At 61.0% G+C, this 16,985-nt stretch carries 21 protein-coding genes; 2 read left to right on the top strand and 19 right to left on the bottom strand.

The genetic code is table 11. The features are described from left to right. From nifS to nifH, 13 genes are all read right to left on the bottom strand, one after another. The gene (gene nifS / locus QMG84_RS11810; RefSeq protein WP_281928074.1) at positions 1-1,203 is read right to left on the bottom strand and encodes a cysteine desulfurase NifS; all 1,203 of its coding nucleotides are present in this window, start codon (positions 1,201-1,203) and stop codon (positions 1-3) included. 11 nt (positions 1,204-1,214) lie between these two features. Continuing rightward, a complete protein-coding gene (gene nifU / locus QMG84_RS11805) occupies positions 1,215-2,207 on the bottom strand; it encodes a Fe-S cluster assembly protein NifU (protein ID WP_281928073.1) in 993 nt (330 codons plus the stop codon). A gap of 56 nt (positions 2,208-2,263) precedes the next feature. Then, positions 2,264-2,584, bottom strand: coding sequence for a HesB/IscA family protein (locus QMG84_RS11800; protein WP_202073369.1), 321 nt, complete (start codon positions 2,582-2,584; stop codon positions 2,264-2,266). Between the two features lie 173 nt (positions 2,585-2,757). Beyond that, complete coding sequence (locus tag QMG84_RS11795; protein ID WP_281928072.1) at positions 2,758-3,417, bottom strand: nitrogen fixation protein NifQ; 660 nt, start codon at positions 3,415-3,417, stop codon at positions 2,758-2,760. 3 nt (positions 3,418-3,420) lie between these two features. Further along, entirely contained in the window at positions 3,421-3,738 is a 318-nt protein-coding gene (gene fdxB / locus QMG84_RS11790; RefSeq protein ID WP_202073367.1) for a ferredoxin III, nif-specific, read from the bottom strand. Continuing rightward, positions 3,739-3,939, bottom strand: a complete 201-nt coding sequence (locus QMG84_RS11785) for a CCE_0567 family metalloprotein (protein WP_202073366.1) — start codon at positions 3,937-3,939, stop codon at positions 3,739-3,741. Between the two features lie 15 nt (positions 3,940-3,954). Continuing rightward, positions 3,955-4,425, bottom strand: a complete 471-nt coding sequence (locus tag QMG84_RS11780) for a NifX-associated nitrogen fixation protein (RefSeq protein WP_202073365.1) — start codon at positions 4,423-4,425, stop codon at positions 3,955-3,957. Then, positions 4,418-4,828 carry a nitrogen fixation protein NifX gene (gene nifX / locus QMG84_RS11775; protein ID WP_202073364.1) on the bottom strand — a complete coding sequence of 137 codons (411 nt, stop codon included), beginning with the start codon at positions 4,826-4,828 and terminating at the stop codon, positions 4,418-4,420. Before nifX ends, QMG84_RS11780 begins: the two co-directional genes overlap by 8 nt. A 41-nt stretch (positions 4,829-4,869) precedes the next feature. Then, entirely contained in the window at positions 4,870-6,234 is a 1,365-nt protein-coding gene (gene nifN / locus QMG84_RS11770; protein WP_281928068.1) for a nitrogenase iron-molybdenum cofactor biosynthesis protein NifN, read from the bottom strand. A gap of 8 nt (positions 6,235-6,242) precedes the next feature. Then, positions 6,243-7,910, bottom strand: a complete 1,668-nt coding sequence (gene nifE / locus QMG84_RS11765; protein WP_281928066.1) for a nitrogenase iron-molybdenum cofactor biosynthesis protein NifE — start codon at positions 7,908-7,910, stop codon at positions 6,243-6,245. 247 nt (positions 7,911-8,157) lie between these two features. Then, positions 8,158-9,717, bottom strand: a complete 1,560-nt coding sequence (gene nifK, locus QMG84_RS11760; RefSeq protein WP_202073361.1) for a nitrogenase molybdenum-iron protein subunit beta — start codon at positions 9,715-9,717, stop codon at positions 8,158-8,160. Between the two features lie 71 nt (positions 9,718-9,788). Next, on the bottom strand, positions 9,789-11,255 hold the full coding sequence (gene nifD, locus QMG84_RS11755) for a nitrogenase molybdenum-iron protein alpha chain (RefSeq protein ID WP_202073360.1): 1,467 nt from the start codon (positions 11,253-11,255) through the stop codon (positions 9,789-9,791). A gap of 63 nt (positions 11,256-11,318) precedes the next feature. After that, entirely contained in the window at positions 11,319-12,200 is an 882-nt protein-coding gene (gene nifH, locus QMG84_RS11750; protein WP_202073359.1) for a nitrogenase iron protein, read from the bottom strand. Positions 12,201-12,541: 341 nt separating this feature from the next. Here nifH and QMG84_RS11745 point away from each other — a divergent pair, with 341 nt between their 5' ends. Both QMG84_RS11745 and QMG84_RS11740 read left to right on the top strand, forming a co-directional pair. Next, entirely contained in the window at positions 12,542-12,997 is a 456-nt protein-coding gene (locus QMG84_RS11745) for a response regulator (protein ID WP_350356488.1), read from the top strand. A gap of 17 nt (positions 12,998-13,014) precedes the next feature. Beyond that, on the top strand, positions 13,015-13,434 hold the full coding sequence (locus QMG84_RS11740; RefSeq protein WP_281928064.1) for a group III truncated hemoglobin: 420 nt from the start codon (positions 13,015-13,017) through the stop codon (positions 13,432-13,434). 286 nt (positions 13,435-13,720) lie between these two features. On the opposite strand, the gene QMG84_RS11735 is transcribed toward QMG84_RS11740, so the two are convergent. The 6 genes from QMG84_RS11735 to QMG84_RS11710 are packed head-to-tail and all read right to left on the bottom strand — an operon-like array spanning position 13,721 to position 16,985. Next, entirely contained in the window at positions 13,721-14,053 is a 333-nt protein-coding gene (locus QMG84_RS11735) for a (2Fe-2S) ferredoxin domain-containing protein (protein WP_281928063.1), read from the bottom strand. A gap of 14 nt (positions 14,054-14,067) precedes the next feature. Next, positions 14,068-14,952, bottom strand: coding sequence for an SIR2 family NAD-dependent protein deacylase (locus QMG84_RS11730; protein ID WP_202073355.1), 885 nt, complete (start codon positions 14,950-14,952; stop codon positions 14,068-14,070). Between the two features lie 37 nt (positions 14,953-14,989). After that, positions 14,990-15,202, bottom strand: coding sequence for a hypothetical protein (locus QMG84_RS11725; RefSeq protein ID WP_165049023.1), 213 nt, complete (start codon positions 15,200-15,202; stop codon positions 14,990-14,992). Positions 15,203-15,221: 19 nt separating this feature from the next. Next, positions 15,222-15,527, bottom strand: coding sequence for a 2Fe-2S iron-sulfur cluster-binding protein (locus tag QMG84_RS11720; protein ID WP_281928059.1), 306 nt, complete (start codon positions 15,525-15,527; stop codon positions 15,222-15,224). A gap of 37 nt (positions 15,528-15,564) precedes the next feature. Next, entirely contained in the window at positions 15,565-16,716 is a 1,152-nt protein-coding gene (locus QMG84_RS11715; protein WP_281928058.1) for a DegT/DnrJ/EryC1/StrS family aminotransferase, read from the bottom strand. Further along, positions 16,713-16,985, bottom strand: coding sequence for a DUF6129 family protein (locus QMG84_RS11710; protein WP_202073353.1), 273 nt, complete (start codon positions 16,983-16,985; stop codon positions 16,713-16,715). The genes QMG84_RS11715 and QMG84_RS11710 overlap by 4 nt, the downstream gene beginning before the upstream one ends.

The raw sequence follows: 16,985 nt of genomic DNA, 5'->3' as shown, positions 1-16,985 counted from the left end.
TCACGCATAGACGGGTTTGAAATCTTTGGGGTCCTTGTTCGCGCCGTCCCAGAAGGGTGAGAGCTCGCGCAGCTTTTCGAGGATCTTCGGCAGCGCCTCGATCACCTGATCGACATCCTCCGGCACATTGTCGCGCGAGAGCGAGAAGCGGATGGAGCCATGCGCCGCCGTGAAGGGCACATTCATCGCCTTCATCACATGCGAGGGCTCGAGCGATCCCGAGGTGCAGGCCGAACCGGACGAAGCGGCGATGCCCTGGCGCGTCAGATGCAGCAGGATCGCTTCGCCTTCGACATATTCGAAGGCGATGTTGCTCGTGTTGGGCAGGCGCTCGCGCGGATCGCCATTGACGAAGCAGTTGGGAATGCGCTGCAGGATCGCCTTTTCGAGACGGTCGCGCAGCTCCTTCACGCGCGTCTGCTCGTCGACCATATGTTCAATGGCAAGCTCCGCCGCCTTGCCGAGGCCGATGATGCCTGGCGCATTCTCGGTGCCGGCGCGGCGTCCGCGCTCCTGATGGCCGCCGCGCAGCAGCGGCTTGAAGCGCGTGCCCCGTTTGACATAGAGCGCGCCAATGCCCTTGGGCGCATGCAGCTTGTGGCCGGAAAGCGACAGCATGTCGATCGCGCTGCCTTTGAGGACGATCGGCACTTTGCCGACGGCCTGCACAGCGTCGGTATGAAACAACGCGCCATGCTCCTTGGCGAGCTCCGCAAGCCCCTCGACCGGGAACAGCGTGCCGGTCTCATTATTCGCCCACATCAGCGTGACGAGAGCGACCTTGTCGGAGAGCGCGTTGCGATAGGCTTCGATGTCGAGCCGTCCGAGCGAGTCGACGCCGATGTAATGAACCTTGGCGCGGCCGGTCTTCTCCAGATGCTGGCAAAGCGCGAGAACGGCGGGATGCTCCACCGCGCTGGTGACGATCTCGTCACGCCCGGGCATGGCCTCCAGCGCCGAGAGAATGGCGGTATTGTCGGCTTCCGTGCCGCTCGCCGTATAGATGATCTCGTGATCATGCTCGGCGCCGAGCAATTGCTGCAATTGCTGGCGCGCCTTCTTCACAGATACGCCGACGCTCGCGCCGAAAGAGTGGATCGACGACGGATTGCCGAACTGCTCCGTGAAGAAGGGGAGCATGGCGTCGACGACCACCGGATCAACCCGCGTCGTCGCATTATTGTCGAGATAGACTGGACGCATGGTCTTCCCCCTCAATGAGTGTTCTTCACGGGAATGATGCGGATCGGCATGCCGAGCTTGGCGATCAGGCGTTCCTGAATGCCGGAGATGGTGACGCTCGCCATCTGGCAGCCCATGCAGGCGCCCTTGAGATTGACCATCACATTATTGCCGTCGACGTCGACCAGCTCGCAGTCGCCGCCGTCCTTTTTGAGATACGGCCGAAGCTCCTCGATCGCCTCTTCGATCAGCCGGATCTTCTTGAGGTTGGTCATGCCGGCGGAAGGCGGCGGCAGGGGAGACGAGGGCGCGATCGGAGACGTCGCTTGAGCGGCAACTTCCCGCACGGGGGCCTTTTCTGCTTCCTTTTTCGCCTTCGCTTTTGCCTTCAGTTCGGCGGCGTCGGAGCCGCCGATGCGATAGGCCGCATGTTCGGCAAGAAGCCCCTCCGCGACGAGTTCGCCATTCACCTTGGCGAGAAGCTCTTCGAGCTTGTCGAAGCAGGTGAGGCAGCCGCCGCCGGCCTTGGTGTAATCCGTGACCTGCTCGATCGAGGTCAGCTTGTTCATGCGGATCGCGCGTTCGATGACGCCTTCGTCGACGCCGAAGCATTTGCAGACGAGGGCGCCTTCCTCATGGTCGTCGTGCCATTCCTCGCCGCGGAAATTGGCGATCGCCGCCTGCAGCGCCTCATAGCCCATCACCGAGCAATGCATCTTTTCCGGCGGCAGGCCGCCCAAAAAATCCGCTATGTCCTGGTTGGTGATGGAGACGGCCTCTTCCAGAGTCTTGCCGATGATAAGCTCGGTAAGCGCAGAGGAGGAGGCGATGGCGGAACCACATCCGAAGGTCTGGAACTTCGCGTCCTGAATGGTTTCCGTTTCCGGGTCCACTTTCAGCATCAGCTTCAGCGCGTCGCCGCAAGAGATTGCGCCGACTTCGCCCACGGCATTGGCCTCGCCCAGAACGCCGGCGTTCTTCGGATTGAAGAAGTAGTCCTTGACCTTGTCAGAATAATCCCACATCGCCAGCCTCCTGGGCGCTTCCCGCGTCGCGTCTGAACCGTCGAGATGTCGTGGGTTCAGCCGAACGACTTGCCGCAGGAGCAGCTCGATTTGGCTTGCGGATTGTCGAAGGTGAAACCAGAGCCTTCGAGGCCGATGACGAAGTCGATCTTGGTGCCGTCGAGATAGACGAGCGAACCTTCCTCGACATAGACCTTCACGCCGTCATTCTCGAAGATATGGTCGTTGGGGTCCGCTTCATTGACGAGACCCATTGAGTATTTCAGGCCCGCACAGCCGCCGGCCTCCACCATGATACGCAGGCCTTCAACTTCCTGGCCGGCGCCGGCAATAGCCGACCTTACCGCCGTCACCGCGCTATCCGTCAGCTCGATCATCGCGACAGCTCCCTCGTTAAGATTGTCTGACAAGGGAAAAGCAACCGATGTGCCAGCGCTGAATCTTATGGAAATCCAAAGGGTCTTTATGATCTTGCTTGTCTGTAATGCAGACATTGTCAGAGAACTGACAAAGCTGTTTCAGGCGCTCGGCGGAATGCGTCGGGGGAGGATCAGCGCTGTGACAGACGCGCGAGCACGCTCGCGCCATCTTCCGCGCCGAAACAATTGTCGAAATCGCCGCATTCGCGGCAGGTTGGCGCCGCGCAGAGCGAAAAGCCCTCGAGCTCACAAAGCTTGCGGTAGAAAAATTTCTTCCATTTCATATTGTCGACATTGGCCGCCGCAAGCGCTGGAAACCACTGCGCCATCAGCTTGGTGAGCTCGCCGCGCTCGATCAGGCCGAGATCTTGCCAAAGGTGGCGCGGCGACATGGCGCGACGCGCGACGATCGAGATCATCCAGGCGCAGAGCGGCGTCGTGTCCGACTTGAAACGGGCGAGCAGCTCGTGAAGCTGAGTCTCTTCTTCGTCGAGATCGAGTTTTTCCGGTTCGGCTTGAAGGTCGAAAAATTGCCGCGCGCCCGGAGCCCATTGCGTTGTCAAAGCTTCCAGGCTGGCGCGGTCGAGCCCGAGGCCGGAAGAGAGCGTATCTCCACGCTCCAACGCTTCGGAAAGGCCGATGGTCAGCGCGCAGCCGAGGACATGCGCGGTAAAAGGATCGGCTGCGGCAAGATTGGTGGCTTCTGCGCGGACGGCGCAGTAAATCTGCTCGGCCGTCGGTAAAGGGCGCGCGCCCGCCATTTGTCGATGGGGGGGCGCGAGCATATTCATCGGTCAGGCCGCGATCTCTTCCGCGGGCAAATGGGTCTGGCAGTTTTTCGGACAGACCCTCGAGCAGGCGTTGCAGCCGATGCAGGCGCCGGCGTGCTCCACCTTCATGATCTTGCGGTTGAGATCGCCGTCGAAATCATCGTCGTCGTCCTCGGTGACAATGCCGAGGATTTCGCCCTCGTCATTGACGCCGTAAAGCGCCATCACGCTTTGCGGGCAGACCTTGAAGCAACGTCCGCAGCCGATGCAGGTCTCGGCGTTGATGTCGGTGAGATAGAGCGGCGTATAAGGCGAGCCGTCTCGCGTCTTGAACTCGCTCATTTAGGCAGCCTCGAGTTCCTTGAGTTTTTTGCGCGCCGCCTCCAACGCCGCATAGGCGTCATGAGTCTCCTGCGCAATCGACATGATGGTCGTCCAATTGACCGGCAGCTCCTCCGAGAGGTCGTGCAGGTTCATCTTCATATTCATCGCTTTGGCCGAGAGCTTTTTGATCTCCGCCTTCAATTCATCGACGCTGCTCATTCTCCGCGCCTCCGATCAGAACTTGGCTACTTCGGGGAATTTCTCGATCATCTCGACGCCGGCGTCGACGAACTTCTCGCCTTCCGACGCAAGCTTCTCGAACGACTCGAAGCCGAAACGATGCACGTCGCGCAACTGCTTGTTCACCACGATGAGACGGCCGGTGGTCAGGATCATGCGGCCGAAGCCCTCATGGCTCATTTTCATCATCGGCTGCACCATGCAGCCTGTGCGGCGCTCGATGGCGAGGCCGACAGCGTTGTAAAACAGCTCGAGACGCCAGAGCATCTCAGGGTCCGGATCGCCGATGATCGGGATTTCCTTGCGCTGCTCCTTGGTGACGATATAGGGATCGAGGAGGCTGAGATCGGTCTTCTTCTCCCAGGTTCCATGCGTGTCCTGCGCGCGCCAGACCTTGATCAGCTCCTTGAGGAAGATGCTGTCCTCGGGCTTCGATGCGGCTTCTACAGCGGCGGCTTCAGACATTTTCGGTCTCCTCCTCGAAATCGAAGTTGCGGTCGCCGCTCTTCGACAAAACCTTACGCAGCCATGGGGGCGGATTTCCGCGCAGCACGACCTGGAGCTTCTCGATCAGATCGGTGATCTTTTCGGGCTCTTTGACCTTCATCGGGTGAATGTTCGATGCAACGACGCGCGCGGCGCCCGAGCCGCCGATCGCGGCCACATAGAGGATCGCGCAATCCTTGATCGCTTCGAGCTTCGGCTGCAGCTTATCCTCGTTGCCGTCTTCCTGAAGGTCGCCGGAAAAAGCGACGGCCTCGACGAAAGTGTAGGAGTCGGGCGAGAGATCGTAGATCGCGATGTTCTTGGCCCAGCCGAAATGGGCGTCGACCCTTTCGAGGTCTTGGGTGGCGAATGCGACTTTCATGACGCCTCCTATGTCGTCAGTGAGCGCTGATCGGCGCGATGTCATTCTCCGACGCAAGCGTCGTGCCGTCGTTCCGCACTTTCTCCGCGCCACGTCTCGGTGGTGGGCTCGGGAACCTGGTCGATGAACAAATTGCCGAGCTTGAAGATGAGATCGCGCGTGCCGCGGTACCCGACAGACAGCTCATGCGCCGCGCCGATGCGGTCGAACATCGGCAGGCCCATGCGATAGAGCGGCACGCCGCTGCGTTCGGACGCCTGGCGCCCGTGGGAATGGGTGATCATCAGATCGCAGCCGTCGAGGCGGTTTTCCAAATCCTCGAGGTCGCCGATCAGCACTTCCTCTGTCATGATCTTTTCGAGCACCGGCGAGTGCGTCGTGGTCACGGCCGCCGTCACTTCCGCGCCCATTTCCGTCAGCCATTGGCTGATCGCGAACAAAAGATCGGGCTCGGCGCCGATGGCGATGCGCTTTCCGCCGAAGTGGAAGTGCCCGTCCAGCATGGCGTCGACAAGCTGGCCCCTTTGGCGCCTGAATTTGATCGGAACCGGACGACCGCTGATCCGCGACAGCAGGCCAATGAGTTCGTCATTGGGCGCGAGGCCAGTGAGGCGATCGAACAGCTCGTAGCGCACGCCGGCGCGCTTTTGCAGCAATTCCGCGGCGGCGCGCATCTGCTCGCCCACCGCGATCGTCCAGGCCGCGCTGCCCATTGCAGCGATGTCTTCCTTGGTGACGCCGCCCAGCGTCGTGGGCGTGAAGTCGTCCGGAATATGCCCGTCGAGCGAGCCGGAGAGATCCGGCAGGAAGGTCGGCTCCAATCCAAAGGCTTCGATGATGTCGCGCAGCTCGTCGATGTCGCCGGGCGTGAGATGGCAGCCGGCAAGCACATTCACGCGCTGCGGCGCGCGCCGCGAGGGGATTTCGTCCGGCACAAAGGTTTCGATCAGCTTGGTGACGGTCTTGCCGAACCCATCCTGGAACGCATCCTTGAAATCGGGTGTCGAGACATAGACCATGCCGATGTCGTCGAGTTCCGGGTGGCGCTTGCGCACCAACTGCAGATAGCCGTCGACGTCGTCGCCCTTGGTTTCCGTCACGCCGGTCGAGCAAATGCCGATGACCTGCGGCTTGGCGCGCTTCACGATGTTGAGTATCGCCTGCTCGATGTTTTCGAGCCCGCCCAAAACCGTCGCGACTTCATTCATCGCCGTGGTTTGCAGCGGGATGGCTTCCTTGAAGTGCCGAACGAAGAGCACGAGGCCGAACGACGTGCAGCCTTGCGAGCCATGCAGCACCGGCATGCAGCCTGAGACGCCCATGAAGGCAAGGGCGCCGCCGATCGGCTGGCTCATTTTCAGCGGATTTACCGCGCAGGATTTCTTGGAGACGGTGACGCGCGCCATATCGAGCCTCAAGCCGCTTGCGGCGCGGCGACCGCGCTCGCGTTGGACGCCGCTTCGAGCAAGGCGGCGATGCGTTCCTGACAACCGCCGCAGCCCGTGCCGGCGGCCGTCGCCTTTCCGACAGCGGCGACGTCGTTGGCGCCGTCACGGATCGCGTCTTCGATGGCGCCAACCGAGATGAGATTGCAGGAGCAAACTTGCTTGTCGCGACGTGCGGCGTCCGCCGCGACGGGATCGGCGGCGAGCGCCGCCGCTTCCGCGGCTATGGCCTCGTCGGCGCGCTGTTCCCAGCTCTTTTCTTCCCAAGGCGCCGGTCGACGGACCTGCTCCCACACCGGGTTGTAAAGCGCCTTGTCGATCTCGTGGACGAGCTCGACCATGCCCTCATAACCGGCATAGGCGTGATGGCGCTCCTGGTTGATGTCCAGCCAGGGCATTTTCGCCTTCAGCGCAATGAACTGTGAGCGGCCGCCGGAGAGCATGATTTCGGCGCGCGCCTCGCGAAGCATTTTGTACATCTCGCGCGGCGTCATGTCGTCGATCATATGAGCGTCCTGGCCCATCAGCTCCTTGATGCGCTCCTTGTCTTCCTTCGTCGACTTCTTGACGCTTGTGCCGACGAGTTCGAGACCGGCCTCCTGCAACGCCGCGACAACCGACCAGCTTTTCACGCCGCCTGTGATGAGCAGCACGCGCTTGCCCTCAAGGCGTTTACGATAAGGCGCGATGCGCGCCCAGGCCTTCGCCTCCTCGCGGGCGATGACCGCTTCCGTGCGGTCCATCAGCTCCGCAGGCGCGCCGCGCTCGATCAGCAGCCGCGCGATCTCGCGCAGACTGTCGCTCATATCGCCGATGCCGTAGAAGGAGCCCTCGAAGAAGGGGATCTCGTAACGCTCCTCCATCTTGCGCGCGACATTGATCATCGCCTTGGAGCAGACCATCATCGCCGCGCGAGCGCGATGCGACGATGCGACCTCATGATATTTCGCGTCGCCCGAGATGCAGGCGAGAATGCGGATGCCGAGCTCGTCGAGCAGCGGCTTCACCTGCCACAATTCGCCGGCGAGATTATATTCGCCGATGATGTTGATGTCGTAGGGGGTGGTGTATTCGGGCTCTTGCGTGCCGATCACATGGTCGAGGATTGCCTCGCCAGCGAGCTTATTGCCCAAATTTTTCGGGCCGACGAAGCCGGGCGAGATCACCGGGATCACCGGCTTGTTGAACTTCGCCGCAGCCGCCTTGCACACCGCTTCGATGTCGTCCCCGGTCATCGCCGGCACGCAGGTCTGATAGACGAAGACCGCCGGAGGATTATATTTGTCGATGATCTCCTTGATCGACCGATAGAGCCGCTTCTCGCCGCCGAACACGACGTCATTTTCGGCGATGTCGGTCGTGAAGCCAGTGCGATAGAGCGAGGAGCCGGAGGTCTTGGCGCCGCGATTGTCCCAGCTATTGCCTTCGCAGGCGATCGGGCCATGCACGAGATGGGCGACGTCGGTAATGGGTTGCAGGGCGATCTTCGCGCCGTCGAAGGCGCAGCCGCCGGCGGCGGCGCCGGGCGCGAGCTGCTTGGTGCAGCCCTTTTTGCGCTCTTTCTCGGATTTGCCTTGGTTTTTATCGCAGCCCGGCTCGTTGAAGACGTCCTGGATTTTTTCCGACAGACTCGCCATTCAAATGCCTCCTGCTGACTGCGTCGCGCGTTCGTCGCGCCTTGATGCCGTTCCGCTCGAGCGCTTCAGGGTGGGTTGCTCATCCCCGAGGCGCTGAATGATCGTTCGGGTATCCAGAGCCAAAATCGCGCCAGCTTTACTCTGGATGCCGGATCGCTCGTTCCGAGCGCGGGAGTGACAGCGAACTAATTGAACTTACGCTTAGAGAAGCATTCGCCGGGCCAATTGGCCCGGCGAAGCGTTGATGTTAGCGAATGATGTCGAAGGAGTAGTCCGACTTCGCCACGACATTGGTGTTGCGGTCGATGTCCTCGAAGATCGCGTCGAGGATCCACACCAGGACGTTCATCGAGCCCTGATAGCCCCACACCGGATAACGGTGCTTGTGGTGGCGATCGAAGATCGGGAAGCCGATGCGGATGAGCGGCGTGCCCGTATCGCGGTCGAGATATTTGCCGTAGGTGTTGCCGATGAGGAAGTCGACCGGCTCCGTGAAGAGCAGCGAGCGCATGTGCCACAGATCCTTGTTCGGATACACGTGGCAGTTCTTGCCGAAGGGCGAGGAGTCGAACAGCGCCTGCACCTTCTCCGCCCAGGCCTTGCCGCCATTGGTGGCGAGGACGTGAACCGGCTCGCCGCCGAGCTCCAGCAGGAAGGCCGCGAGGCCGTAGCACAGGTCCGGATCGCCGTAGATCGCAAACTTCTTGCCGTGGATATGGGCGGAAGAGTCGGCGATGGCGTCGACGAGACGGCCGCGCTCCTTGGTCAGCTCCGCGGAGATCGGCTTGCCCGTGATACGGGAGATCTCCATGAGGAATTTGTCGGTCGCGGCGACGCCAACCGGATGGTTCAGAGCGACGACTTCCTGGCCCTTGGTGGCGATATAGGGCAGGGTCTTTTCGGTGCAGAACTCCTGCATCGAGATGGTCGCCTTGGCGTGCAGCGCGTTGGCGACGTCCTCGAGCTTGGTGCCGCCGTCATACATGCGGAATTCGCCGTCGGTCGGCGTGTCCCACACGTCGCTGTTGTCGCCGAGCAGCGTATATTCGACGCCCATGGACTCGAAGATGCGCTTCACTTCGCGCATATTGCCGACCGTGTAGCCGTCGAAGCCGCCGAGGAAGTTGATGCTGTTGTTCGGCTTGCGCTCCAGAGCCGGGGCCGTGCCGGCCTTGCCGTCCCAGAAATGCTCGAGCACGCCCTTGATGACATTGTCGTAGCCGGTGATGTGGCTGCCGACGAAAGCCGGGGTATGCGCGAAGGGAACGTCGAACTCCTGCGGAACCGAGCCCTTTTCCTTCGAGGTCTTGATGAAGGCGTTGAGGTCGTCGCCGATGACTTCCGCCATGCAGGTGGTGGAGACGGAGATCATCTTCGGCTTATACATATTGTAGGCGTTCGCCAGGCCGTCGATCATATTGTTGAGGCCGCCGAACACCGCCGCGTCTTCCGTCATGGAGGAGGAGACGCAGGAGGTCGGCTCCTTGAAGTGACGCGAGAAGTGCGAACGATAGTAAGCGACGCAGCCCTGCGAGCCATGGACGAAGGGCAGGGTGCTCTCGAAGCCGACGGCCGCGAAGACGGCGCCGAGCGGCTGGCAGGCCTTGGCCGGATTGACGGTCAGCGCTTCGCGGGCGAAGTTCTTTTCCTTATATTCTTCGGTCTTGGTCCATTCGCGAACGCGCTCGAGCTCGGCGTCCGCCACGGGGTTTTCGAAGTTCTTCTTCTTGTTCTCGAACATCTCCTTGTATTCCGGCTGGCGGAACAAATTAAAGTGGTCGAGAACGTTGTCAGCATTCTGTGGCATTCGGAGTTCCTCTCGTTTCCGCTAGCCGGTCTCGCCCCCAGGGGAGAGGCGAGACCTTTTTGTTACGGAGATCAGGCGGCCCAGGGAGCCTTGGCCATCTTCCAGACCGGCGAGTTGATCGCCATGTCCATGTCGCGCGCGAAGATCGCGAAGCCGTCGTAGCCGTGGTAGGGGCCCGAGTAGTCCCAGCTATGCATCTGACGGAAGGGCACGCCCATCTTCTGGAAGACGTACTTCTCCTTGATGCCCGAGCCGACGAGATCCGGCTGGATCTTCTCGACGAACTTCTCGAACTCGAAGCCCGTGACGTCGTCGTAGATCAGCGTGCCGTCCTTCACATAGTGGGACGTGCGCTGATAGTCGTCGTTGTGGCCGAACTCATAGCCCGTGCCCACGACTTCCATGCCGAGGTCTTCGTAAGCGCCGATGACGTGGCGCGGACGCAGGCCGCCGACGAACAGCATGACCTTCTTGCCTTCGAGGCGCGGACGATACTTCGCGATGACGGCGTCCATCAGCGGACGATATTTCGCGATGACGCGCTCGGCGCCTTCCTTGATCTTGTCGTCGAAGTGCGACGCGATCTTGCGCAGCGACTCTTCGATCTTGGACGGGCCGAAGAAGTTGTACTCGCACCACGGAATACCGTATTTCTCTTCCATGTGGCGGGAGATGTAGTTCATCGAACGGTAGCAGTGCAGAACATTCAGCTTCGCCTTCGGCGTCGCTTCGAGCTCAGCGATGGTGCCGTCGCCGGACCACTGCGCAACGACTCGCAGGCCCATTTCTTCGAGCAGAATGCGCGAAGACCAGGCGTCGCCGCCGATGTTGTAGTCGCCGATGATCGCGACGTCATAAGGCGTAGCCTCGAAGCGGGCGGGCTTGCCGTCCATCTTGTCGAACACCCAATCGCGAACCGCGTCGTTGGCGATATGGTGGCCGAGCGACTGCGACACGCCGCGGAAACCTTCGCAGCGGACCGGGACGATCGTCTTGCCTTCATATTCCTTCGACTTGGCCTTGGAGACGGCTTCGATATCGTCGCCGATGAGGCCGATCGGGCATTCGGACTGAACGGTGATGCCCTTGTTCAGCGGGAAGAGGACCTGAATTTCGTCCATGATCTGGGCGAGCTTCTTGTCGCCGCCGAACACGATGTCCTTCTCCTGGAAGTCGGAGGTGAACTGCATCGTGCCGAAAGTGTCGATGCCGGTCGTGCCGATGTAATAATTGCGGCGCGACGCCCAGGAATATTGGCCGCAGCCGACCGGGCCGTGCGAAATGTGGATCATGTCCTTGATCGGACCCCACACAACGCCCTTCGAACCGGCGTAGGCGCAGCCACGAATGGTCATGACGCCCGGAATGGATTTGATGTTCGACTTGACGCCGCAATCCGGCTTACCGTCTTCGAACGTGCCGAGGTGCTTGGCGCGACGCTTGGCGGTCTTTTCCGGATAAACCTTCAGGACTTCCTGAATGAGTTCCTTATTGCGGGCCTTGATGTCTTCGATGGATTCAGCTTGCGCCACACTCATGACGGAGGCCTTTCTAGAGGATGGTAGGCCCGGCTCTCGAAAGAGCCGGGCAGTTGGCGAAATTTAGGCGACCGACAGTTCCGCGGCGGTCTTGCCGACCTGGGACTCGTCGACGGCCTTCATGATGCCGTGCTCCATGAGCAGATCCTCGAGCTCGTCCATGGTGATGGGCGTCGGGATCGTGCCGTTGCCCGCATTGCCGTCCACGCGCTGGGCGAGGTTGCGGTAATGGGCGGCCTGCTGGGACTCGGGCGCATACTCGATGACCGTCATGCGGCGCAGCTCGGCGTGCTGAACGATATTGTCGCGCGGCACGAAGTAGATGAGCTTGGAGCCGAGCTTCTTGGCGAGGGACTCGGCAAGCTCGAGCTCCTTGTCCGTCTGACGCTCGTTGCAGACCAGCCCGCCCAGGCGCACGCCGCCGGAGTTGGCGTACTTCAGAATGCCCTTGGAGATGTTGTTGGCCGCATACATGGCCATCATCTCGCCGGACATGACGATGTAAATTTCCTGCGCCTTGTTCTCACGGATCGGCATCGCGAAGCCGCCGCACACCACGTCGCCGAGCACGTCATAGGAGACGTAGTCGACGCCTTCGTAAGCGCCGTTCTCTTCGAGGAAGTTGATCGAGGTGATAACGCCGCGACCCGCGCAGCCAACGCCCGGCTCCGGACCGCCGGACTCGACGCAGCGGATGTCCTGGTAGCCGACCTTCATCACGTCTTCGAGCTCGAGGTCCTCGACCGAACCGGCCTCAGCGGCGAGCGACAGGATGGTGTCCTGCGCCTTGGCGTGAAGGATCAGACGGGTCGAGTCGGCCTTGGGGTCGCAGCCAACGATGAGGATCTTCTTGCCCATCTCGGCGAGCGCCGCGAGGGTGTTCTGAGAGGTGGTCGACTTACCGATGCCACCCTTTCCGTAGAAAGCGATCTGTCGAAGCGACATTGCATTCTCCTTGTTTGGACCTAACATCATGATCGGCGCGCGCCACACGCATGCCGAAGTTCACTCACTCTGCGACGAGGCGCGGGCGACCGGCGTTTCCCAATTGACTATTTGAACCGGCAGCCAAAAGCCTTGCGTGGGGTATTGCGCAAAGGGCGTGCCAGCTCGGTAACAAATGCTTAAGATATTGGATTTGCTTGAGTTATGGTCGGCTCGGAGGGCGCTCGGGCACGTGTGTCAAAGCCGACAGTGATGTTCGCAAGCGAACTGACAAACGCCAAAGCTCAGCTTCCCACAAGCGCCTCGGCATGTCGCTTGCTTGAAAAACGGGCAATCGCAACGTGAACGAGGTCAGGGAAATGCAGATCGGCGTGGAAATGTCGAAGGCGCTGGAGAACAAGCGGGTGTTCATTGTCGACGACAATGAGATCTTTCGCGCAGCGCTTCAGTTCATGTTGCACGACGAATTCGAGGCGCATGAAGTGGCGAGCACGGCGATCGCTTTCGAAAAGGGTAAGACGCAGCCGCCGGATCTCATTCTGCTCGCGGAAACTTTGCCGCAGGCCGAAGGATTGGCGCTTCTGGGCAAATTTCGGCAGGAGCAGCCTCAGGCGAAAATTCTGATCGTGGTCGAGCCGAACAACAATGCATTCGGCAAGGAATGCGTCGCGGCGGGCGCCCATGGCTTCATCGCCAAGCCGCTCAAGGTGGAGTTTGTTCGTCAGAAGGTGGACGCGATGCTTGGCCGCGGCACGGGAGGCGTGACAATTCCGCTGACTGTTCTCAATGTGCGGTGAGCGACGAGGAGGCGACAATGGAAACGGCGGTTGAGGAGGCCAAAGCGGACAATGCCAGCGCGGAAGCGGCCATCCGCGCCTGCGTCACGCGCTTCTACGAGAAAGGCGGCACCGATCCCTTGCTTGGTCCCGTCTTCGAAAAGACGATCCCCGAGCTGGAGCCGCATCTGGAGATCGTCTCGAATTTCTGGTCGCATGCGCTTCTGGGTACGACGCGCTATCAGGGCACGCCTTTCGGCGTTCATGTGAAGCTGCCGATCGAAGTCGAACATTTTCCCCGCTGGTTGTCGCTTTTCACCGAGGCTGCGAAAGAGACGATGCCCGAGGAGCTGGCCTCGGCCGCGATCGCGCGGGCGGAACATATGACGCAGTGTTTTCAGTCGGGGTTGTTTCCCTTCAAGGATGCGGAGGGGAACCCGTCGAAGGAACCGGTGTAAGCGAATTCCGTCATTGCGAGCGGAGCGAAGCAATCCAGCGCAGCTACGGCGGCCCTGGATTGCTTCGTCGCTTCGCTCCTCGCAATGACGGTTCTGAGGCTGTCCGCGCCGTGCCGGGTTCGGGGCCAGCGCCAATCTCGTCATTGCGAGCGAAGCGAAGCAATCCAGAGCAGCTACAACGGTCCTGGATTGCTCTCGTCGCTCTGCTCCTCGCAATGACGGCTCTGCCAAAATGGAAAAGCCGCCGGTTTTGCCGACGGCTTCTTTTCTTATGCGACGCTCGATCTCAAAGCTGAGGCACGATAATCAACCGCTCGACCGGCTTGCCCTCGGTGAAATGCGATTGGAAGATTTCGTCGATGTCGGCTTCCGTGCGCGGCGTATACCAAACGCCCTCCGGGTAAACGACCATCAGCGGGCCCGCGCGGCAAAAGCCGAGGCAACCGGTCGCCGTCACGGAAATATCAGGGTTGGGCTGCACATTGAGCTTTGCCTGCAGGCGATCCCACAAGGGCTTTCCGCCGGAGGTCATGCAACTGCCGCGCGGATGTCCCGGCGGGCGCTGCTGAAAGCAAGTGAAGACGTGGTATTTGAAGACTTGCGGAAGATCCTCGATCATTCTCTCTCTTTCACTCAAGCGGCGACAGCGGCGAGATTGGATTGGGCCAGCTCGGCGGCAAAATCCGCAAGCTTGGCGTCGATGCGCTGGATATTTTGCTCGCGCAGGAATTTCTCCTCGTTGCGCGTCAGCTCGCCCTCGATCAAAGCCCAATGCGTGTCCGAGGAGCGCTTCATGATCTGGCGCGCGAAGCTGCGCTCCAATTGGTTGGTGAAGCGACAACCGAGGAAGAGGAAGTTGCGTCCCTTGCGGATGGTCTGCACCGAGTCGGGGATCGGCGTTTGGATGTCGATCTCCGTCAGCACTTCGACATAGTCGGAGTCGGACACGATGAAGTTCGACGCAGGCGTCACGGCGCCAAGCGGTTCATAGACGAGCGTGCGCCATTTGAGCGTCTCGTCCGGCGCCTCCGCCGGGGCCTTGGCGCCGGAGCCGTCGCGGATGAATTCCTTCGTCGGCACGGCGGAGAGGTCGGCGCGGAACCAATTCACCCAGTCGCCGAAATGTTCGCTTTGCGTCACGCCCTGCACAAGCCCCCAATCGCTCCGCGCCGCCATGGATTTGACGACGAGATCGTCGTACCAGGCGTGCACGATCAACGGCAGTTGCTCCTGCGTCGCGAGCCATTTGTGAAAGGCGCTCGGCTCACACTCGACTGCAAAGGCCTTGGCCATCAGACAAGTCAGCGTCTTGCGATGTTTGAAATTCTCGATATATTGCGAAGCCGCTGTGAGATTGTTGCGGATTTTATGCGGCACCGTCGCGCCAGCGACGAGTTGCTGCACGAGAATTTCGGGAAGCGACGGTGGCGCCGCCTCCCCGGGGAGGCCGGTCACGCCCGGCCCCAGATAAGGAATCACGTCGCCTCGACGAAAGGCCGTTACGATTTCACTGAGCATGTTTCAAATCCTCTCGCCAAGCGATCGACGTTGAGCCTTACTGCAGGACAGCCGCCTTCAGCGCCGTGACGTCGTCGGACGAAACGCGGAACACGCCGCGACCGCCGGTGAGCGCCTGGAAGCTGTTCGCGGCTTTCTCCGAGAGCTTGGTGAACCATTGCTCGGGCGTGAGGCTCGTCGGACGATCCTGGATCTCGAGCACGCTGCCGTCATTGTTGAAACGGACGTGGATCAGGACTGTGTCTGTCATTTTTGTCTCCTTTGTCGGACTAAAAGCCGGAGCCGAAGCCCAGCAACTCCACCGTTACATTTTCGGCGCCGAGCGTGGCCTGACAGGCGAGACGTGACTTCGAACCGACGCCGACAATGGAGTCGAGCTTTTCATTTTCCGCGCGGGTGGTTTTGGAGAGACTCTTCCTGCCTTCCTGCACGAAGAGATGGCACGCGCCGCATTTCGCTTCGCCGCCGCATTTGCTGACGATCGGTTCGCCTGCCGCGAGAATGGCGTCGAGCAGACGGCTGCCGGTCGCGGCTTCGACGGTCTTGCCCGAGGGAAGAATGGTCACGGTAGGCATTTTGTTACGCTCCTTGCGTGTTGGCCCCGGAGGGCAGTTAAAGGTAAATGGCGGTGCCCGCGCCCACGTTGATCGAGGCGTCCTTCATCGTGCCCACGATGAACGCGACCTGGTCTTCGGAGAGGTGGGCGTGGAAGGGCAGGGCGACGGCGCGGTCCGCGACTTTTTCGGTTACGAACAAATCGCCGCGCCGATAGCCGAGATCGAAGTAGTGACGTTGCAGATGCAATGGGCTCGAAAAGGCGGCCGCTTCGACATTTTCCTGACGCAAATCGTCGATGATCGAATCGCGGCTGGAGCGCGAGAAGCGCGTCCCGAGATGCACGACGTAAAGGAACCAGTGAACCTGATCGACCTCGGGCGCGATATAGGGATCCTTGATGCCTTCGAAGGAACGCACATATTCGAGGAAGTAGCGCTCGACGCGCTTGCGGCGCGCCAGCAGAAGCTCGATGCGGCGCAGTTGCGCGAGGCCGAGCGCGGCGGCAATGTCCGACAGACCAGCCTGCAAGGGCGGCCAGGCGCCGAGCACGACCGAGGAGCGCTCCTCGATCTTGCGATTGCGCAGCCGGCGCAGCATGGTGGCGGTATCGTCATTGTCCGTGACGATCATCGCGCCTTCGCCGGAGATCAGTCCGCCGGGTTGTGAGAAGTCGAACAACGAACAATCGCCGAAGGAACCGACAATCTTGCCTTGGTAGATCGATCCGATCGCCTCGGTCGAATCCTCGATCAGCGCGAGATCATGCGCGGTCGCGATCTCACGCAGCGGACCCCAGGGCGCCGGATGGCCGTTGGTGTTGCCGGCGACAATGGCGCGGGTCTTTTCCGTGATCGCTTTGCGCGCCTTTTCCGGATCGAGCGTGCCGGCCCAATAGTCGATGTCGGCGAAGACCGGACGGGCGCCGCAGAGCGTGATCGCATGCGCGGTCTCGCGAAAGGAGTAGGAGGAAGCGATCACCTCGTCGCCGGCGCCGACGCCGATCGCGCGCAGGATCAGCAGCAGGCCGATCGTGCCGCTGGAAACGCAGACAGCATGTTTGCGGCCGATGTAGCGGGCGAACTCTTCCTCGAATTGATCGACGACGCCGCCCTGCGAGACGCGCGCGGATTGAAGAACGCCGAGAACCGCTTCAAGATCGGTTTGCGCAAGATCCGGATCGTTCAACGGCAGAAGAGTAGTCTTCATGCGGCGCCTCCATTGGGGGCGAGGGCGATGCCCGTCGCGCAGCCTGGATCCTGGGTGATTTTCCAGCAGTGATCGCGCCCGTCGACGAGATAGAGCGAGCAGTTCTCGTAGATGCGGAAGGGAGTCTCCTCGCGCATGTCGAGCGCGTCGCAGCGCGTGACCATCAGCCCCGGCGCAAGCTGGCGAATGGACGCGAGCGTCTGCGAGTCGGCGCTGGCCTTCACGAGCGCCGCGTCAATTTGTGCAACCTGCGCAGGGGCGAGAGTCAT

The organism is Methylocystis iwaonis, assembly GCF_027925385.1.
Lineage (GTDB): Bacteria > Pseudomonadota > Alphaproteobacteria > Rhizobiales > Beijerinckiaceae > Methylocystis > Methylocystis iwaonis.
Note: the sequence above shows the minus strand (reverse complement) of the source record. Positions and strands in the feature narration are given on the sequence as shown.